15 protein-coding genes are annotated in these 17,516 nt (G+C 62.0%); 2 read left to right on the forward strand and 13 right to left on the reverse strand.

Features of this window, described 5'->3' with window-relative positions:
- Nucleotides 1–49 precede the first annotated feature (49 nt).
- Nucleotides 50–1,413 (reverse strand): IS3 family transposase gene (locus KC8_RS02140; protein ID WP_374952959.1). Its coding sequence is split into 2 segments (ribosomal slippage): nucleotides 50–1,063 and nucleotides 1,066–1,413, totalling 1,362 coding nucleotides; the frame shifts between segments, so codons are not numbered across the junction.
- Nucleotides 1,414–1,543: 130 nt separating this feature from the next.
- Here KC8_RS02140 and KC8_RS02145 point away from each other — a divergent pair.
- Nucleotides 1,544–2,173, forward strand: coding sequence for a hypothetical protein (locus tag KC8_RS02145; protein ID WP_086495511.1), 630 nt, complete (start codon nucleotides 1,544–1,546; stop codon nucleotides 2,171–2,173).
- Between the two features lie 110 nt (nucleotides 2,174–2,283).
- Here the strand turns inward: KC8_RS02145 and KC8_RS02150 are convergent, their stop codons facing one another.
- The 12 genes from KC8_RS02150 to KC8_RS02205 form a co-directional block, all read right to left on the reverse strand.
- Nucleotides 2,284–3,342 carry a zinc-dependent alcohol dehydrogenase family protein gene (locus tag KC8_RS02150; RefSeq protein ID WP_010123558.1) on the reverse strand — a complete coding sequence of 353 codons (1,059 nt, stop codon included), beginning with the start codon at nucleotides 3,340–3,342 and terminating at the stop codon, nucleotides 2,284–2,286.
- A 257-nt stretch (nucleotides 3,343–3,599) separates the two neighbouring features.
- Nucleotides 3,600–5,969: a TonB-dependent receptor gene (locus KC8_RS02155; protein WP_010123556.1), complete on the reverse strand. Its 2,370-nt coding sequence runs from the start codon at nucleotides 5,967–5,969 to the stop codon at nucleotides 3,600–3,602.
- Between the two features lie 261 nt (nucleotides 5,970–6,230).
- Complete coding sequence (locus KC8_RS02160) at nucleotides 6,231–6,656, reverse strand: nuclear transport factor 2 family protein (protein WP_010123555.1); 426 nt, start codon at nucleotides 6,654–6,656, stop codon at nucleotides 6,231–6,233.
- A gap of 34 nt (nucleotides 6,657–6,690) precedes the next feature.
- The gene (locus KC8_RS02165; protein WP_138956589.1) at nucleotides 6,691–7,593 is read right to left on the reverse strand and encodes an NAD(P)-dependent oxidoreductase; all 903 of its coding nucleotides are present in this window, start codon (nucleotides 7,591–7,593) and stop codon (nucleotides 6,691–6,693) included.
- Between the two features lie 17 nt (nucleotides 7,594–7,610).
- Entirely contained in the window at nucleotides 7,611–9,047 is a 1,437-nt protein-coding gene (locus KC8_RS02170; protein WP_010123553.1) for an aldehyde dehydrogenase family protein, read from the reverse strand.
- Nucleotides 9,047–10,276 carry a CaiB/BaiF CoA transferase family protein gene (locus tag KC8_RS02175; protein ID WP_010123552.1) on the reverse strand — a complete coding sequence of 410 codons (1,230 nt, stop codon included), beginning with the start codon at nucleotides 10,274–10,276 and terminating at the stop codon, nucleotides 9,047–9,049. The genes KC8_RS02170 and KC8_RS02175 overlap by 1 nt, the downstream gene beginning before the upstream one ends.
- Before the next feature lie 142 nt (nucleotides 10,277–10,418).
- The gene (locus KC8_RS02180) at nucleotides 10,419–11,489 is read right to left on the reverse strand and encodes a hypothetical protein (RefSeq protein WP_010123551.1); all 1,071 of its coding nucleotides are present in this window, start codon (nucleotides 11,487–11,489) and stop codon (nucleotides 10,419–10,421) included.
- A gap of 102 nt (nucleotides 11,490–11,591) precedes the next feature.
- Nucleotides 11,592–12,470: a crotonase/enoyl-CoA hydratase family protein gene (locus KC8_RS02185; protein WP_010123550.1), complete on the reverse strand. Its 879-nt coding sequence runs from the start codon at nucleotides 12,468–12,470 to the stop codon at nucleotides 11,592–11,594.
- Between the two features lie 16 nt (nucleotides 12,471–12,486).
- On the reverse strand, nucleotides 12,487–13,455 hold the full coding sequence (locus KC8_RS02190) for an NAD(P)H-dependent flavin oxidoreductase (protein WP_010123548.1): 969 nt from the start codon (nucleotides 13,453–13,455) through the stop codon (nucleotides 12,487–12,489).
- Nucleotides 13,452–14,444, reverse strand: coding sequence for an acyl-CoA dehydrogenase family protein (locus KC8_RS02195; RefSeq protein WP_086495513.1), 993 nt, complete (start codon nucleotides 14,442–14,444; stop codon nucleotides 13,452–13,454). The genes KC8_RS02190 and KC8_RS02195 overlap by 4 nt, the downstream gene beginning before the upstream one ends.
- Nucleotides 14,444–15,595, reverse strand: a complete 1,152-nt coding sequence (locus KC8_RS02200; RefSeq protein WP_029624548.1) for an acyl-CoA dehydrogenase family protein — start codon at nucleotides 15,593–15,595, stop codon at nucleotides 14,444–14,446. The genes KC8_RS02195 and KC8_RS02200 overlap by 1 nt, the downstream gene beginning before the upstream one ends.
- Nucleotides 15,596–15,685: 90 nt before the next feature.
- Entirely contained in the window at nucleotides 15,686–16,579 is an 894-nt protein-coding gene (locus tag KC8_RS02205) for a LysR family transcriptional regulator (RefSeq protein WP_010125598.1), read from the reverse strand.
- A 108-nt stretch (nucleotides 16,580–16,687) separates the two neighbouring features.
- On the opposite strand from KC8_RS02205, the gene KC8_RS02210 reads away from it, so the two are divergent.
- A complete protein-coding gene (locus tag KC8_RS02210; protein WP_010125599.1) occupies nucleotides 16,688–17,488 on the forward strand; it encodes a crotonase/enoyl-CoA hydratase family protein in 801 nt (266 codons plus the stop codon).
- The last annotated feature ends 28 nt before the right edge of the window (nucleotides 17,489–17,516 follow it).

The following is a 17,516-nucleotide window of genomic DNA, read 5'->3' on the forward strand; positions in this document are numbered from 1 at the left end:
AGATCGCGGCGTAGATTAGCGGAGTGCGGGCCTCGTCTGGGGATTGATGTTAGGCGGCGAGCTTGCGGTGCTGCAAGCGCCGATGTTCGATGGTCTGTCGCTTGAGCCTTTCGCGCTGCTTGATGATGGCCGGCGCCCTGCCGAAGTAGGCGTCGGCGGGCGTCACGTTGGCCAGGCTCTCATGGTAACGCTGGTGGTTGTAGTGCTCGACGAAGGCCTCGATCTGGGCCTCGAGGTCGCCAGGCAGGAAGTAGTTTTCCAGCAGGATGCGGTTCTTCAGGGTCTGGTGCCAGCGCTCGATTTTGCCCTGGGTCTGGGGATGACACGGGGCTCCGCGTACGTGGCTCATCTTCCGGACTTCGATGTATTCGGCCAGCTCACCGGCGATGTAGCTGGGGCCATTGTCGCTGAGCAGCCGGGGCTTGTGCAGCACCGTGGCGCTGTCGCAGCCGGAAGCTGCCAGGGCGAGGTCCAGCGTGTCGGTCACGTCCTCGGCCCGCATGTTGGTGCACAGCTTCCAGGCGATGATATAGCGCGAGAAGTCGTCGAGCACGGTCGACAGGTACATCCAACCCCACCCGATAATCTTGAAGTAGGTGAAGTCGGTCTGCCACATCTCGTTCGGGCGGGTGGTCTTCGTGTGGAACTGGTCGGCCGCCTTGATCACAACGTAAGCCGGGCTGGTGATCAGGTCGTGGGCCTTGAGCAGCCGGTAAACCGTGGCTTCCGATACGAAGTAGCGCTGCTCGTCGGTGAAGCGCACGGCCAGCTCCCGGGGGCTCAGCTCGGACTGTTCCAGCGCCAGCTCGATGATCTGGTCGTAGATCTTGGCCGGGATGCGGTTCCACACCCGGATCGGCACCGATGGCCGATCTTCCAACGCTTCCGGCCCACCTTCAAGGTAGCGATCATACCAACGATAGAACGTCCGGCGGGGAATGCCGAGCTGGTCCAGCGTGCGCTTGGCCGGCAGGTGCGACTGTTCGACGATCCTGATGATCTCGAGCTTCTCGGATGCGGGATACCTCATTCTTCGCCTTCCCCATCCGCGATCATGCTTTTTTTGAGCAGCCGGTTCTCGAGCGTCAGGTCGGCCACGCATTCCTTCAGGGCCCGGGCTTCGCGGCGCAGATCCTGCACCTCGCCGGTGGTCGCAGCACGAGCGGTGTCGCCGGCCAGGCGTCGCTTGCCGGCTTCCATGAACTCCTTCGACCAGGTGTAGTACAGGCTCTGGGCGATCCCTTCCTTGCGGCACAGCTCGGCAATGCTGTCCTCGCCGCGCAGGCCATCCAGCACGATCCGGATCTTGTCCTCAGCCGAGAAGTGCCGACGGGTCTGCCGCCGGATGCTCTTCACCACCTGCTCCGCAGGGGCCTTCGACGACAATTTTGAATGGGAGGATCTGGGCTTCATCTGCGTTCCTTCGTCACTGCGACGAAGCCCAGATCCTCCTCAAATCACAACCTCAAATCTGTGCCATTGGTGCTGACGGCGGACAACCGTTCGCCTGAGCAAATCTGCCGACGGCCCGAACCAACTGCCGATGGCGGATGATGCGAGTTCGCTGCTGGTGCGGCGGTATCTGCGCGATCCGTGGAAGGACCGGCCCCGCCCCCTCACTATCCGGCGAACAAGTGGGAACCCGGTGCTGCCCACACTCACATCCGATCATATGAGCAAGGCTATCGCGGAAGCAGCGGATTTCGCCCTTTGGAATGTTCGTACATGGGCGAAATGGGTTCTGCGGGATCGCGACGGGAAATTGAACCGGTTCACCGGCTTTGACGATACTGGCGACATCTACACCCCAGCAGGGCATCGCTATCTTTCGGGTTACTGGCGGCTGAAACCAGAAGAAGCGCTCCTGATCGATTTCGTACCGCCAGAAGGCACCTATTGGAGCATCGTCCCGATGAATTTCTGGATGGAATCCTTCGAATGGCGGTTTGGCAATACCGTCTTTGCCAGCAGTTTTCTCAATCCTCCCGGCAAGGATGGCCGCGTCCGGCTTGCCCTGGCCGCAACCAATCCGAATTTGCCCGGGGTACGCTGGCTCGAAACGCTGGGGCATAGCGAAGGCCCCATGTCATTCCGCCTCGCGCGTCACAAAGGGCCAATGCCACAGATCGACTGCAAGGTCATTTCAGTGGCCAAATCGACGATCGGATTATGAGCGAGGTCGTTGAAACAGGCGTTTTCGTTTTGCGCTCGCCTCCAGCCGAACATCGGTGCCCGGTGGCGCGAAACGGGTGGGGATGATCGGAGCCGCCTTAGCCGGGGCCTTCACCTTGCTGCATTGCTTGCCGCTTGCGCGATGACGACCTTCCCGATGTGCTGACGGCTGGCATAGTGGCGAAAGGCGTCTTCAGCCTTTGCAAAGCCGAAGGTGGAATCGATCACGGGCGCAATGCCTGCGATTTCGACGAACCGCATCATCGCTTCGAGGTCACGGCGGCTGCCCATGCCATTGGCGAAGACGGTCAAGATCTTGTGGCCGATCGGAAGCATGTGGGCGTAATCGAGCGATCCCATCCCGCCGACAATACCGATCAGGGCAATGCGGCCACCGACCTTCGCTGCCTGGATGGACTGGGGCAAGGTGTTGGGGCCGCCGACCTCGACAACCAGATCGACGCCTAAGCCCTGCGTTGCATCGAGGACCGCAGCGCCCCATTCGGGGGTTTCGCGATAGTTGATGACGACGTCGGCGCCGAGCGCCTTCAGGCGGGCTGCCTTATCGGACGATGACGTGGTGGCGATGACGCGGCATCCCATCGCCCGCGCAAATTGTACCGCGAAGAGCGATACCCCGCCCGTGCCGAGCGTGAGGATGGTATCGCCGGGAACCACGCCGCGACGGGTGGGGCCGCCCATCAGGCTGTTCCACGCGCTGAGGCCGGCGCACGGCAGGCTGGCGCCGGCTTCGAAGCTGATCGTTTCCGGCAGCGCGACCAGGCTGCCTTCCGGCATGATCACGGTTTCTGCGAGCATCCCGTTCGTCGTGATGCCCAATACGGCGCCGGACGTGTCGTGGGCCGGTTCGCCGGCGAGCCAATGGAGGTTCGGGTTGGCGACGACGCGATCACCCGCGCGCCATCTGGTCACGCCTTCCCCGACAGCTTCGACGACACCGGCGCCGTCGAGCAGCGGCACCAGGCCATCGACAGGAAATGCACCACTGAGGGAGATCAGATCGACGAAATTGAGTGAGTTCGCCTTGACCCGCATGAGCACCTGACCCGATCCGGGACGGGGCGTTTCGGCCTCCACCAGCGACAGGCCGATCGCCGCCCCATGCGCTCCATCCAGGGTTTTGGATGAATCGTAGCGATAGGCTTTCATATGGGCACTCCCTCCGATGGTTCAGGCCGCATCTGGGTGCGGTGTAATTGCAACGAGAAGTGCAATTATTTGGGCGTCGTGGTCAATGGCGTAACTAAAGCTGCGGAGCGCGGAACCGATTATCGCATCCACAAGCGGTTGTTCGCGGGCCGGGCAGGGGGGCATTTATGATTTGGGCGGCGCTTTTGGTAAAACGCCGCCCAAATCATGTGCAGGCCCATCTGCGCACCCATGCGCGTTGACGGACTTGCGGTGTGTTAGAATTTGAAGCTTGTCGTCACCCCAAATTCCCGCGGATTGGTGGCGCTGATCAGGCGATAGCCGGAATCATAGGCCGCGCCGGCTGTTGGTTGCAGGGCATTGCCCTGTGAAATGCTGGTGATCCGCTTCTGGTTCAGGACGTTCTTTGCGAAGACATTGATTTCCCAGCGTGCTTCGGAGCCGCGCAACCCGACATACAGATTGAGCAGTTCGCGGCTTTTATAATCGAACGCCGATGTCGACGAAAATACGCTCGGCCGATAGGTGAACAGTCCGCGAATGAACGGCTGCAAATCGCCCATGGCGAAGCGCAATTCGGAATTGGCGGTCAGGCTGAAGTCCGGCAGGTTGGAAAGCCGATCGTTGCTGGCGCAATAGCTGATATTGCCTGGCCCCGTGATGGCCGCGGTTCCGGTGGAATCCGGCTTGCCGTCGCCATTGAAATCGTTGCAGGGCAGCACGGCATTGTCATAGCGCGCCTTGATGTACGACGCGCTGACTGAGAAATCCCAATTATCGACCGGGCGACCAGCGATTGTCGCTTCGATGCCTTTTACAGTGGCATCGCCATTATAGTTGAAATCGAAAGATCCATCGATGGTGCCATCTGGTGCGCCCGCAGGAACGCCAAAGACATTTCTTGCGCCGAAATCATAATTGATTCCCAGAAAACGAGAGATGTATCCGTCAAATTTCTGGTAAAATGCAGAGATGTTAAGAGACAGGCGTCGATCGAGAAAGGATGTCTTGAGGCCGACCTCGAACGCGTCCGAACGTTCAGATTTGGTTTTGATCAAATCATCGGTGATATTGACCGGGACGCTGACACCGGCCGTGCCTGACCGGAATGAACGGCCATAGGCAAAATAAGCGGTGGCATCCGGCGATATTTCATAAGTCACGGTAACGCCGCCCGTCAGCGGGTGGCTGGTGGTTTCGGCCAGATTGGCTGGCACGGCATCCGAGACGGAGGCGAAGCCCGGAATGGGGGGGATCATAAAGGCCGGAAATCCTGGGAAGCCCGGTGAAGATACGCCGATAAGCCCTTTCTGGATGCTCTTGTTGTTGCCGTATCGTGCGGCGACCTCGACCTTCAGTTTATCCGTAAACTGAAAACTGCTGCTGGCAGCGAAGGAATAGGTGCGCAGATAGACCGGGACCAGCGTATCGACATTGATCGGCAGGAACAGGCCAAAAGCCGTGTTGAAATTCCCGAAAAACTGGTCGGCCCTCTGTGTGACGGTTACGTCACCGGTTTGCTTGGAGTAAAAGGCGCCGACCGACCAGTTCCAGAAATCGCCGTCGTTCGATACAAGGCGAAGTTCCGCCGTATTGACCTTATAAGGTGTACGGACCGACTGAACGTTTACATAATTCGGCACCTGATTGGCGGAATCCTGATCGCCATCCTGGTTCAGCACCGAATATTGGTGCGCGCCGGAAAAGAACAGCGTGGCAGGGCCAAGATCCCAATCCAGGGCCAGGTTCACGAAGTGGGAATTGTTCTGATAGCGGCGAATGCCTTCGGCGACAGCGATATAGTCGCCTATCGCCGCCGGTGGTCCGCTCAAGGTTGGATCAAACTGCGCCGGGGCATTGCCCGGACCGAAGACCTGCTGGTTCTGGCGATTGTCGGCGTGCAGATACTGATAAGTAAGGCCTATATTGACCGTTTCGACAGGCTGCCAGGCGAGCGACACACGCGCGCTTTCCGTGCGGCTGCGCGATCGCTGATCGCGATTGACATTATAGACCTGGTTGAGGCGGTTGCCATCGACGAGCGCTGCGACGCGCAGCGCAAGCTTGCCGGGGATGAGCGGCACGGAAACGCCGCCCTGGACGTTGTACGCGGCATCATCGGTGGCCGTCGCCTGGATATAGCCATCGACGTCATCGAGGTCGGGGCGTCGTGTGCGGATGGTGATCGCACCTGCTGGTGACGTGCGTCCACGCAGGGAGCCTTGCGGCCCGCGGAGCACTTCGATCTGTTCAATATCGTAGATCGCGGTGAAGGCGGTCTGGGCATCGATCGGAATATCGTTGAGGTAGAGGTCAACCGCTGGCGAAGTACCCTGATCCGGGTCGAATGCAATTCCACGCAATGTTGCGGTGTTGTTGCGTCCTGCGGTGTTGGTCAGTTCAAGGCTGGGGGCGAGTTGCTGAACGTCTTTCGCGTCGAAGATGTTCAGTTTTTCGAGCTTGTCACCGGTGGCTACGTCAATGCTCATCGGCACGTCTTGCAGGAGCTGTGCGCGTCGCGTTGCGGTGACGACAATCTCGTTGATTTCACCGGCGGCCGGTTGCGGCGCCGTCTGCGCGGCGGCAGTGCCGGCCAGTATCGACGAACTCGCACAAAGTGCTGCCATAAAAGCATGTTGCTTTCGGAAATTCATTCGAACCTCTCCCCTTCGTTGATGGCCCGCCACCGCTTCTTTTGCCGCGTCTGCGGCCGGAGGTTTGGCGAATCCAAGGTTGAACTATGCCGTGATGATCAGAATGTAACAATAAATAATCTTATATGATCATATTCCATCGTTTGTTGTCAATTCGGGCGGGTGGCTGCCTGCTGGTCCCGCCGTCAGCCCGAGCATTGCGCGGGCCATCCCGCGCACCGCTCGGGCGCGCACCTAAAAATCGAGCTCGAAATTTTGATCGAAGCGAACCAGCCGATGGGAGATTTTCCATCCCGTGCCGGTCTTGATGAGCGTGTCGCGCATGCGGCCGCTGGTCACGATCTGGGCGGTGAGCGGTGTTGCGCCGGCATTCGCGTTCACGAAGCTATAGTGCGCAACGGCGGCGCCGTCGGCTTCTTCGACGAATAGGTTGAAATTATAGTGGCGGTTCTTGCCGCTGGTCTGTGCGTCGGAATCCTGCGCATGCTTGATCTGCGCGGGAATGCCTTCATATTTTATCGAAAAGCCTTCCAGTTCCGTGACGATTTCGGGCAGGTACAGGCTCTCAAGCCCGGCCCAGTCGGCATAATCCGAATAATGGGCGAACCGTGCGATCAGCTCGGCAACCGCTATTTTGTCTTCGACCGTCAATTTGGTCATCGTCTTGATCTCCCCTTTGGTCTTCGCTGGTTGTTCAGGCCGAGAGGCGAGCGGGCACGACGCCCGCGCGTTCACAGGCAAGGTCCAGCAAGGCGGAATAATCTTTGGTCGCAAACGGCGTGGCGCGCGCGCCGCCGTAGACCGCATGGGCGGCGGCCCCCACGGGCAGGCCGACGCGCTGTTCGGCAGCGGCGGTCATCGCCAGCGTCATGTCCTTGAAGGCAAGATCGATGGTGAAGCCCGGCTCGACATCGCCCTTGAGCACCTTGTTCACCATCAGAGTGTGGAACTGCCCGTTCTGCGCCGTCGTCGCGCCGGTGACATCGCGCATCGTTTCGATCGCAAGGCCAAGTTTGGTGCCGAGCGCGATGGCTTCGGCGCAGACTTCGGCGACGGTCAGCAGCAGGAAGTTGTTGATGACCTTCATGCGCGATCCCATGCCCGGCGCGCCGCACCGGTGGATCGCGGTTCCCATCGCGTCGAGCAGCGGTTTGACCCGTTCGAACGTCGCGTCGTCGGCGCCGACCATGAACAGGGATTCCCCGCGTTCGGCATGCAGCACCAGCCGGCCCACCGGGCAATCGGTGAACGCGATCCCTTGTTCAGCACAGGCGCGCGCAATGCGATCGGTGCCATTGGCGTCGATCGTCGACATGTCCATCAGGATCGATTGGGGATCGATATGCGCCAGCACGCCATCCCGACCCAGAACCACGGCTTCGACATGCGGCGTGGCGGGCAGCATCGTGACGACAATATCCGCGCCTTGGGCGGCATCGGCGACCGACAGGGCCGTGCGCGCGCCGAGCGCGGCCAGCTTTTCCATCTTCGCGCCGTCCATATCATAGACGTTGAGATCGAAGCCCTTGCGCTGGAGGTTCGACGCCATGGGCAGCCCCATCGCGCCCAGCCCGATAAATCCAATCCTGGTCGTCAATTTGTTCTCCATGGTTGTCAGACGACGCCGTGGTTGATGTAGGCAGTCTTGATTTCGGTGAAGAATTCGGCGCTGGCCGCCCCCTGCTCGCGGCCGCCAAAGCCCGAAGGCGCCCGCCCGCCGAACGGCACGTGATATTCAACGCCGGCGGTTGGCGCGTTGACCGTCATCATTCCGGCGTTCGATGCCCGGCGGTACCGTTCGGCGCTCTTGAGGCTGGTGGTCGCAATGCCGGACGACAAAGCGAGTTCGCAGTCGCGCGCGACGGCAATGGCCTCGTCTAGATCTTCGACCTTGATGATACCGGCGACCGGGCCAAAAATTTCCTCGCGATTGAGTTCCATGGCGTTGGTGGTGTTGAGAAACAGCGTTGGCGCCAGAAAATGCCCGCGGGTCCGGGCTTCCTTCACATGGCCGCCGGCCACAAGTTCGGCGCCATCGGCCCGCGCGCGGTTGATGAAACCGAGATTCTTGTCGAGCTGGGCCTGGTTGGCGACCGGGCCGATTTCGGTTTGGGGGTCGAGCGCGTGGCCCACCCGATAGTTTGAAACCGTCTGGACCAGCCGTTCGACGAAGGCGTCGTGGATGCCCTTCGTCACGATAATCCGTTCCGAACCGGTGCAGCGCTGGCCGGTCTGTCCCCAGGTTCCCTGGGCGGCGGCTTCGACGGCAACATCAAGATCGGCATCGTCGAGCACGATGAACGGGTTCTTGCCGCCCAGTTCGAGCTGGACCTTGGTCATGGTCGGTGCCGCCATCTGCAATATCCGGCGGCCCGTGGGCGTCGCCCCGGTGAATGTTACCGCGTCCGCACCGTCGATCAGGGTTTGGCCGATCGAACGGCCATCGCCCAGCAGAAGGTTGAAAACGCCGTTGGGCACACCGGCCTGTTCCAACATTTCCGCCAGCAATACCGCGCAGCCCGGTGCATATTCGGAAGGTTTCAGGACGACGGTGTTGCCGTAGGCGAGGGCCGCTGCAACCTTCCAGGCCGGGATGGCGATGGGGAAGTTCCAGGGCGTGATCGCTGCCACCACGCCAACCGGTTCGTAGCTGACGATGACGTTGTGGCCGTCGCGCAGCGAATTGTACCACTGGCCGGGATGGCGAACCGTTTCGCCCGCAAAATAGTGGAAGACCTGGGCTGCGCGTACGGCTTCGCCAATACCCTCCTTCAGCGTCTTGCCTTCCTCGCGGGCAAGCAGGGTGCCTACGTCCTGTGCCCGCGCGTAGAGCGCGTCGCCGACCTTGCGCAGCATATCGCCCCGCAGCTGAATGTTGGCGGCGGCCCAGGCCGGCAGTGCGCGGCGGGCGGCGTGGATCGCGTCTTCGGCATCGGCCACGCTGGCCTGATCATATTCCCCGACGATTTCATCGAGATCGGATGGATTGGTGGTCGCCAGCCGGGCGCCGCCGTTGCGCCATTGACCATCGATGTAGTTACGGCCGTGCATCAGAGAGTCTCCGCGATGACGCCCGCGGCGCACAGCCGGGCGATTTCGGTGTCGGAAAGGCCGAGCCGTGCACGGAGAACCGCAGCGGTATCTTCGCCAGAGCGGGGCGGGGCGTGGCGATAGTCTGCCGGTGTTTCAGACAGTTTGGCCGGAAAGCCGAGGACATGAACCTCGGTGCCATCGGACCGCTTCATGCGGCGGATCAGCCCGCGTGCGGCGATCTGCGGGTCGGCCAGAATTTCGGGTATCTGGTTGACCTTGCCGCCGGGTAGCTTGGTGGCTTCCATGGCCGCGATCAGATCGGCCGATTGCCATCGGGCGATGGCCGGACGCATCGCATCCTGCAATGCACTGCGGTTCTGGTTGCGCCCGGCATTGTCGATGAAGCGGGGATCGGACGCCAGATCCGCCAGCCCTATCAGGGTGCAGAAGGCGCGAAACTGGCGGTCGTTGCCGAGTGCCACGAGTATATCGCCATCGGCGCAGGCGAAATCCTGATAGGGGACAGTGTTGGGATGTTCGTTGCCGAGCCGGCGTGGCACCAGCCCGCCGTTCATATAGTTGGACGCCTGATTGGCGAGAAGCGACACCTGCGTGTCGAGCAATGCGCAATCGATATGCTGGCCGCGCCCGGTGCGGTGGCGATGTTCGAGGGCCGCCAATATCGACGTCGTGGCGTAAAGGCCGGTCACCAGATCGCTGATCGGAATGCCGACCTTCATCGGCCCGCCGCCGGGTTCGTCATCGGGGCTGCCCGTCACGCTCATCAGCCCGCTCATGCCCTGGATCAGGAAATCATAGCCGCCGCGATCGCGATAAGGGCCGTCCTGCCCGAACCCCGTGATGGAGCAATAGATCAGTCGCGGATTGAGAAGCGTGAGCGAGGCGAAATCGAGGCCGTATTTCGCAAGGCCGCCGACCCGAAAATTTTCGACCAATATGTCCGCCTCGACCGCGAGTTTGCGGATGATCGCGGCGCCCTCGGGATGCGCGAGATCGATGGCGATCGAGCGCTTGTTGCGGTTCGCGCAGAGATAATAAGCCGAATCCCGCGACCCATCCTCCAGAAATGGCGGCCCCCAGCGGCGGGTGTCGTCACCCTGGCCGGGCTGTTCCACCTTGGTGACGTCGGCGCCAAGATCGCCCAATATCTGGGTTGACCACGGGCCTGCCAGCACGCGGGACAGATCAAGGACCTTAAGTCCCTTCAGGGGGCCGGATGCTTCCATTGTCATAGTGCGACGGGCGTGGTTCCCACGCGCAGCAAGATCCGTGATGACAAACGTGAAGCGGGCAAACTCACTCTCCTGGCGGCAAGCGGGGTCGATCCGCCGGACCCGATGTCCGGCGGATGGGAATGTCAGGCGGGCCTCAGGCGGCGAGTTGTTCCTGGTGCGGTCCGGGCGCTTCGGCCGGATAGATGCGCGGTGTGCCAAGATCATAGACCGCGGTCAGCAGCTTGATGAATTCCCGATCGCGAAGCGGATCAGTCGGAACCTCGAAACTGTGGCCACGCTGGCGCATGTCCTTGATGAACATGTCGAACACCTGCTCGTGGGTCAGGTCGTCGCTATGTTCCATCACCATCTTGAGTTCGGCATAGTCCGAATAGATTTCCGCGCCCCAATGGACGAGGAAGCGCATCTCCTGCGCCGGGATTTTCTGGACGACGGAACTGCCGGTGGTGATCTGCCAGCCATCGCTGGCATCCGGATCGGCCCCGAACAGCGATTCAAAGGCCAGGCCCTTGGGCAGGCGCTGATCGAGCGGGCCGTTCGCTTCGCCCCGGTGGTACATCATCTCATTCTGCACGACGACCGCCCGGTTCCACATCGGCGCGGCAATGCGCTTGGGTTCGGCAAGTGGCCCTTGTGGCCAGTAGGTGAAGCCGCCGCCGATCGTGCCCTTGTAGAACCAGGCGATGACCTGCGCCTTCTTCATGATCCAGTGCTGGAACAGACCGGATTTGGTCATGGTGTTCATCAACCAGATTGGTGTGTTTTTCTGATCGATGCCGCGGAACTGGGTCGCATCAAGGTGCGCCGGATCATAGCTGTGCGATGCGCCCTGGATGTTGAACAGCATGTTTTCGGGCCTCGCATAATCGGCCTTCCAGTACGACCGTGCCTGCGCGAGAAAATCGGGATTGAGGAAGCAATCTTCCAGTTCGGGATAGAGGCAGGTGCCATATTTGGCGAAATAGCCGCGAAAATTGGGGGTCAGGAACATATCGAAAGTGGGGGTGACGCCTTCGGGCATCGCGCCTGACATCGTGGCGATGACCTCTTCGGCGGAAGCGAAATGCTGGGCGAGGATCAACTGCCATGGCCCTTCGCGGCGGACCACATCGATCATGCGGCGATGCTGGTCATCACTATAGGCCCCATCCAGAATCCGCGGTTCCGCAACGGGCCGAATGACGGAGGCGAGATCTGTGGGCATGTTCGGTTTTCCTCCCAGGGAATTTATGAGTGAGTATACACTTACCATATTGGGCGGCCGCAGCAAGGGCGTACGCGCAGCGCCGCAGCCTTCATCTGGATTTTAGCTGTCGTTCCAGGGATGGAATGGCGGCATGGCCGATGTGGTTGCGCGGAACGCGGGTTGGCGCTTTTCGAGGAAGGCGCTGACGCCTTCGCGTCCGTCGCCGATGCTGGTGTAGAACATCGCCAGCGACTCCACCCGATGCGCGTCGAGCGGGTGGGGCTGGGCGGCATTGTGGTACAGCATCTGGCGGATCAGCGCGACGCTCACCGGCGATCGATCCGTGATAAGTGAGCGGGCGAAAGCACAAGCGGCGGCAAGAAGTTCATCACGGGGGTGGGTCGATCGCACCAGCCCTGCGTCCAGCGCTTCGCGGGCATCGAAGATCCGGGCGCTGTAGAACCATTCCAGTGCCTTTTCGAGGCCGACGATCCGGGGGAGGAACCAGGTCGAACAGGCTTCGGGCGTGATCCCCAGCCGGCCGAAGACGAAGCCGAACCGCGCATCATCCGATGCCAGTCGGAAATCCATCGGCAAGGTCATGGTGGCGCCGATGCCCACGGCCGCGCCATTGATCGCGCCGACGATCGGCTTGAGGCATTCGAACATCGCGAGTGCCACACGGCCGCCCGTATCACGAACGCCGCGATCAATCTCCGGAGATTCCAGACGGTTCCGCATGTCATCCATCGACGGCGACAGGCTTTCATCCAGTCCGAACACATTGCCCCCGACCGAAAGATCCATGCCGGCGCAGAATGCGCGGCCTTCGCCGGTTACGACGATCGCTTTCACGGCATCGTCCCGGCTGGCGCGGGAATAGATATCGACCAGTTCGTCGGCCATTTCGACGGTAAAGGCGTTGAGATGTTCGGGTCGGTTCAATCGCAGGAGCAGCAACCCATCGTCGATCTCACAGGTGATCGTGTTGTAGCCCATGTGCGGGTCCATTCTGTCAGGTGGCCATGCGGGTGGCTGCGGCAAGGTGCGCGCGGCAATCGGTGACGAGGCGTTCGATCAGCTCTGCACAGCTCGGAATGTCGTCCATCAGGCCGATCGCCATGCCGGCCCATAGCAGTCCGCCATCGACATCGCCCGCTGCCATCGCGGCCCGCCCGCGTGCGCCGGCCACAAGGGGCTGAACATCGGCGAAGGTAGCGTCGGGCGCGCGTTCGCGTATCGCCACCTCTTCCGAAATCGCGTTGCGAAAGACGCGTGCGGTGTTGCGGAACGGCTTGAAGATCACCTTGGTGTCGCGTTCGCTGCCGGCGACGATCGCCTGCTTGATCCGATCATGGGCAGGGGATTCGCGGGTCAGCATGAAGCGTGTGCCCATGTTGATGCCGTGCGCGCCAAGGGTGAGTGCGGCGGCCAACCCACGGCCGTCGGCAAACCCGCCCGAAGCCAGGATCGGGATTTTGAGCGCGCGTGCGGCGGCCGGCACCAGCACCAGCCCTGGCACATCATCTTCGCCGGGATGACCCGCCGCTTCGAAGCCGTCGATGCTGATCGCGTCGACCCCATTGCGTTCGGCGGACAGGGCATGCCGCACGGATGTGCATTTATGGACGATCTTCACGCCGGCGTCCTTGAACCGGGCGATAAATTCCTTGGGGCTGTTTCCCGCAGTCTCCACGATTTTCACGCCGGATTCGATGATCGCCGTCACATAATCGGCATAAGGGGGCGGGTTCGTGCTTGGCAGCATCGTCAGGTTCACGCCGAACGGCTGGTCCGTCATCGTTCGGCAGCGGGCGATTTCATCGGCGAGAGCCTGTGGCGTCGGCTGCGTCAGGCCTGTCAATATGCCCAGCCCCCCTGCATTCGAGACGGCGGACGCCAGTTCGGCCCGGCCAACCCACTGCATGCCGCCCTGAACGATCGGATAACGGATGCCGAGCAGTTCGGTGATCGGAGTTTTCATGCGTCGCTTTCCGTTGTGGCAATGCGCGTCCGGACAAAATCGAGGCTCGACATGCCCGCCGCCGCGAGACGGGCGTAGCCGAGACGTTCGGCCCAATAGCGTTCGCCGCCATCGGCCAGCCGCCATTCGCGCAGACGGCGGGTATGAAGCTGGACGTCCAGTTCCTCGCTGATGCCGATTGCGCCATGGACGGCATGGGCGATGTCCGCGACCGTGGCGGCAGCCGCACTGGCCATCCGTTTGGCCGTGGCAGCCGCCATGACATCACCGCGCAAGCCGCCCGCGCAGCCGATTTCGGCGGCCATGCGCGTGGCGACGACATGTTCGGCCATCACCGCCAGCTGCTGCTGGATGGCCTGTTGCCGGCCGATTGGCTTGCCGAACTGCACCCGTTCATTCGCGTGGGCGATGGTCATCGCCAGCAGCCGATCCGCCGCACCCGCGATCGCGGTGGCCCGCAGGACCGCGCCCAGGGCCAGCAGGTCCGTATCGCCTGCGGCGAACACGCGGCCAGCCGGCGTGGCGGGCCAGGAGATGACGGCTGCCAGGCTGTGATGGACGCCGGTGTCCTGCATCGGGACGTCGGCCAGTTTCGTCAGGACGAGTTCCTGCCCATATTGCACCAGCGCATGACCGGCTGTCCGCGCCATCGGAATGGCCGCGCGGCTGACGAATGTCGCCAGCACGATCGGGCCTTGCGGATGTTCGATCCCGGCATCGCCAAGAAGCGCGCGGGCGACCATGGTTTCCGCGACAGGCAGGGGAACGGCAAAGTGGCCGAGCGCCATCAGCAGCGGCGCTACGGCACCCAGCGACAAACCCACGCCACCGGCGCTTTCGGGCGCCAGCGCATCAAGGAAACCCGATGTTTCCAGTGCATCCCACAAGACGGCGGGCGAGCCGCCGCCTTCGATCGCGCGAACCACGGCCGGCGTGCAGGCATCGGCGAGCAGGCGGTTGAACGGGTCGAGCAGTTCGTTCTGGTCCATCACCGAAGCCCCAGTCCGCGTGCAATGATACCGCGCAGAATTTCGCGGGTTCCGCCCCTCAGGGAAAAGCTTGGGGCGATCTGGCTGAGATAGAGCAGCGCGCGATATAATTCCGGCACCACCGCTTCTTCCGGATGTGCGGCAAGATCGTCACCGATCCATGTGGGCACCGATTGTTCGAAGGTGGTGCCCAGATCTTTGACAAGCGAGGCTTCGACGACGGGGCTTTCGCCGCGCGCGAGCAGGGCCGTGACCGCGATCGACATGGCCCGCAAGGTCGCCAGTTCGGCGGTCATCCGGCCGGCCAGCGCGGCGGTGTCCCCATCAAGCCGGCCGGCGGCGGCCACATGGGCGATCCACGCATCGACCAGGATGATGCTGGAATAAATCCGTTCAGGGCCGCTGCGTTCAAAGGCGAGTTCGGCATTCACCTGATGCCAGCCCTGGCCCTCGGTGCCGATCAGGGCATCTGCCGGCAGCGCGACATTGTCGAAGAATACCTCGGCAAAATGCGCATCGCCGGCAAGATCGACGATCGGCCTGATCGTAATGCCTGGGGCTTTCAGGTCGATGATCAGTTGCGACAGCCCGGCGTGGCGATCCGCCGCCGTGCCTGACGTGCGCACAAGGGCGATCATATAATCGCTGTGCGTGGCATTGGTCGTCCAGATCTTCTGGCCGTTGACCAGCCAGCCGGTGTCGGTGGCATCCGCGCGGGTGCGGACACTGGCGAGATCGGATCCCGAGCCTGGCTCGCTCATGCCGATGCAGAAAAAGGCTTTGCCCCGGCAGATGCGCGGCAGATAAAAGTCGCGCTGCGCGTCGGTGCCGTAATTCAGGATCAGCGGCGCGCTCTGGCGATCGGCGATCCAGTGGGCCGCGACGGGCGCGCCGGCGGCCAGCAACTCTTCTACCACCACGAACCGCGCAAACGGGCCTCGCCCGCCGCCGCCATAGCGTTCGGGCAGGGTGAGGCCGAGATAGCCCGCTTGCCCCAGAGCGCGGCTGAAGGCGGCATCAAAGCCCTGCCAGGATCGGGCGCGGGCATCGAGCGGGATGTGCGCGATCGCATCCGCGATCATCCGCCGAACCGGCTTTCGGAGCGCTTCGTCAGAAGGCGGGAGGGGAGAGAGCGAGAGGTTTTGAAACAAGGTCGTTCACTTGCATCTGTGGCAGCCGGCTGGCTGCGATCCAGGCAAGGTTTTGCATCATCGCATTGATCAGTCCAATATTGATATGTCTTATGGTGATATACAATCAATATCGGAGGTTTCGGCGGCCAGCGCGGCGAAGTTCCGCACAAGCGGATTGGAAACCTCGTTGCTCATCGCGATGCCGGATTCGATCCGTGGCGGTTCAGCAAGGCGCACCAGTCTTACGCCATCCGGCACATTCCGGGTTGTCTTGGCCGGTACGAGCGCGACCCCAAGGCCGCTTTGCACGAGGCTTAGGATCGTGTGCACCTGCGTGGCTTCCTGCGCGACCCGCGGCGCGAACCCGGCATCATGGCAGGCCATCAGTACCGTCAGATGGAGGACGCTGATGCGGGTATGGAGAATGAAGGGTTCGGCCGCCAACGCCTTGAGTTGCAGGCGCGAGGTGGATGCAAATGGGCTGGACGACGGAATCGCGGCCACCAGTTCATCCCGTTCGACAGCCCGGATCGCGAGGCCCGAACTGTCAACCAGGGGCAGGCGGACAAGGCCGATATCCAGTTCGCGCGCACGGATCCGGCGGACGATATCGATGCTGGTCGAATCCTCCAGCACCAGATCAACACGCGGATATCGACGGCGGTAAAGCGGGATGATGCGGGGAAGCAGATCATAGATGGCCGACCCGACAAAGCCGATACGCAGGCGGCCGCGCTCGCCGGTCTGTCCTTCGCGTACGGAGGCGCGAACTTCCTGCGCTTTCACAAGCGTCGCGCGTGCGGGTTCGAGCGCGGCCTCGCCGGCGGCTGTCAGCGATACGCCGCGCGCGCCGCGAATGAACAGCGCGGTCCCCAGTTCCTGTTCAAGTTTCCGGATTGCCACGGTAAGCGGCGGTTGCGAGATATTGAGCCGTTCGGCGGCGCGATGAAAATTCAGCGTGTCTGCCAGCGTCGTGAAATAAAGAAGCTGGCGGAGGTCCATGATAGCTACTCGATATTGGATGGATCGAAATTGATATTAGTATGGTGTGCCGCACTCGCATAGCCCGTGCACCGAACCAATTGCATCACAAGATAGGAGTGCAGCGCCGTGGAGAAGTTTTTGCTCATCGAGCGCGAGGGCGCCGTGGTGACGGCAACGCTCAACCGGCCGCAGGAGCGTAATGCGATCTCCGAAAACGACCATATCGCTGAAATCGAGGATTTTTGCAGCGCTGTGGCGGATGACCCGACGATCAGGGCCGTGGTGCTGACCGGCGCGGGAACCGCCTTTTGCGCGGGTGGCAATGTGAAGAGCATGCGCGACCGCAAGGGCATGTTCGCCGGTTCGCCGCTGGACCTTCGCAACAAATATCGTGCCGGCATCCAGCGCATTCCGCTGGCGCTGTACGAACTGGAGGTGCCGGTCGTTGCCGCCATCAACGGGCCGGCCATTGGCGCGGGACTCGATCTGGCGTGCATGTGCGATATCCGCATTGCCGCTGAAGGCGCCATCTTCGCCGAAAGTTTCGTCAAGCTGGGGATCGTTCCGGGGGATGGCGGGGCCTGGTTGCTACCGCGTGTGATCGGCATGGCGCGCGCGAGCCTGATGACGCTGACCGGGGAGGCGATCGACGCCGCCAAGGCGCTCGAATATGGCCTCGTCAGTGAAGTCGTGTCGGCGGACGGGCTGCTGGCAGCGGCAAAGGACGTCGCATCGCGCATCGCGGCCAATCCCGGCCACGCCACGCGGCTTGCCAAGCGGCTGCTGCGCGAGGGGCAGGATATGAAGCTTGCGCCTTTGCTTGAAATGTCGGCGGCCTATCAGGCGCTGGCGCATCATACCGCCGACCATGAAGAAGCGGTCGCGGCCTTCCTGGAGAAGCGCCCGCCGGCGTTCATCGACCGGTAGGCCAGTTAAAAGAGGCGCGCAGGGTAGC

This window comes from Sphingomonas sp. KC8, from assembly GCF_002151445.1.
Lineage (GTDB): Bacteria > Pseudomonadota > Alphaproteobacteria > Sphingomonadales > Sphingomonadaceae > Sphingomonas_E.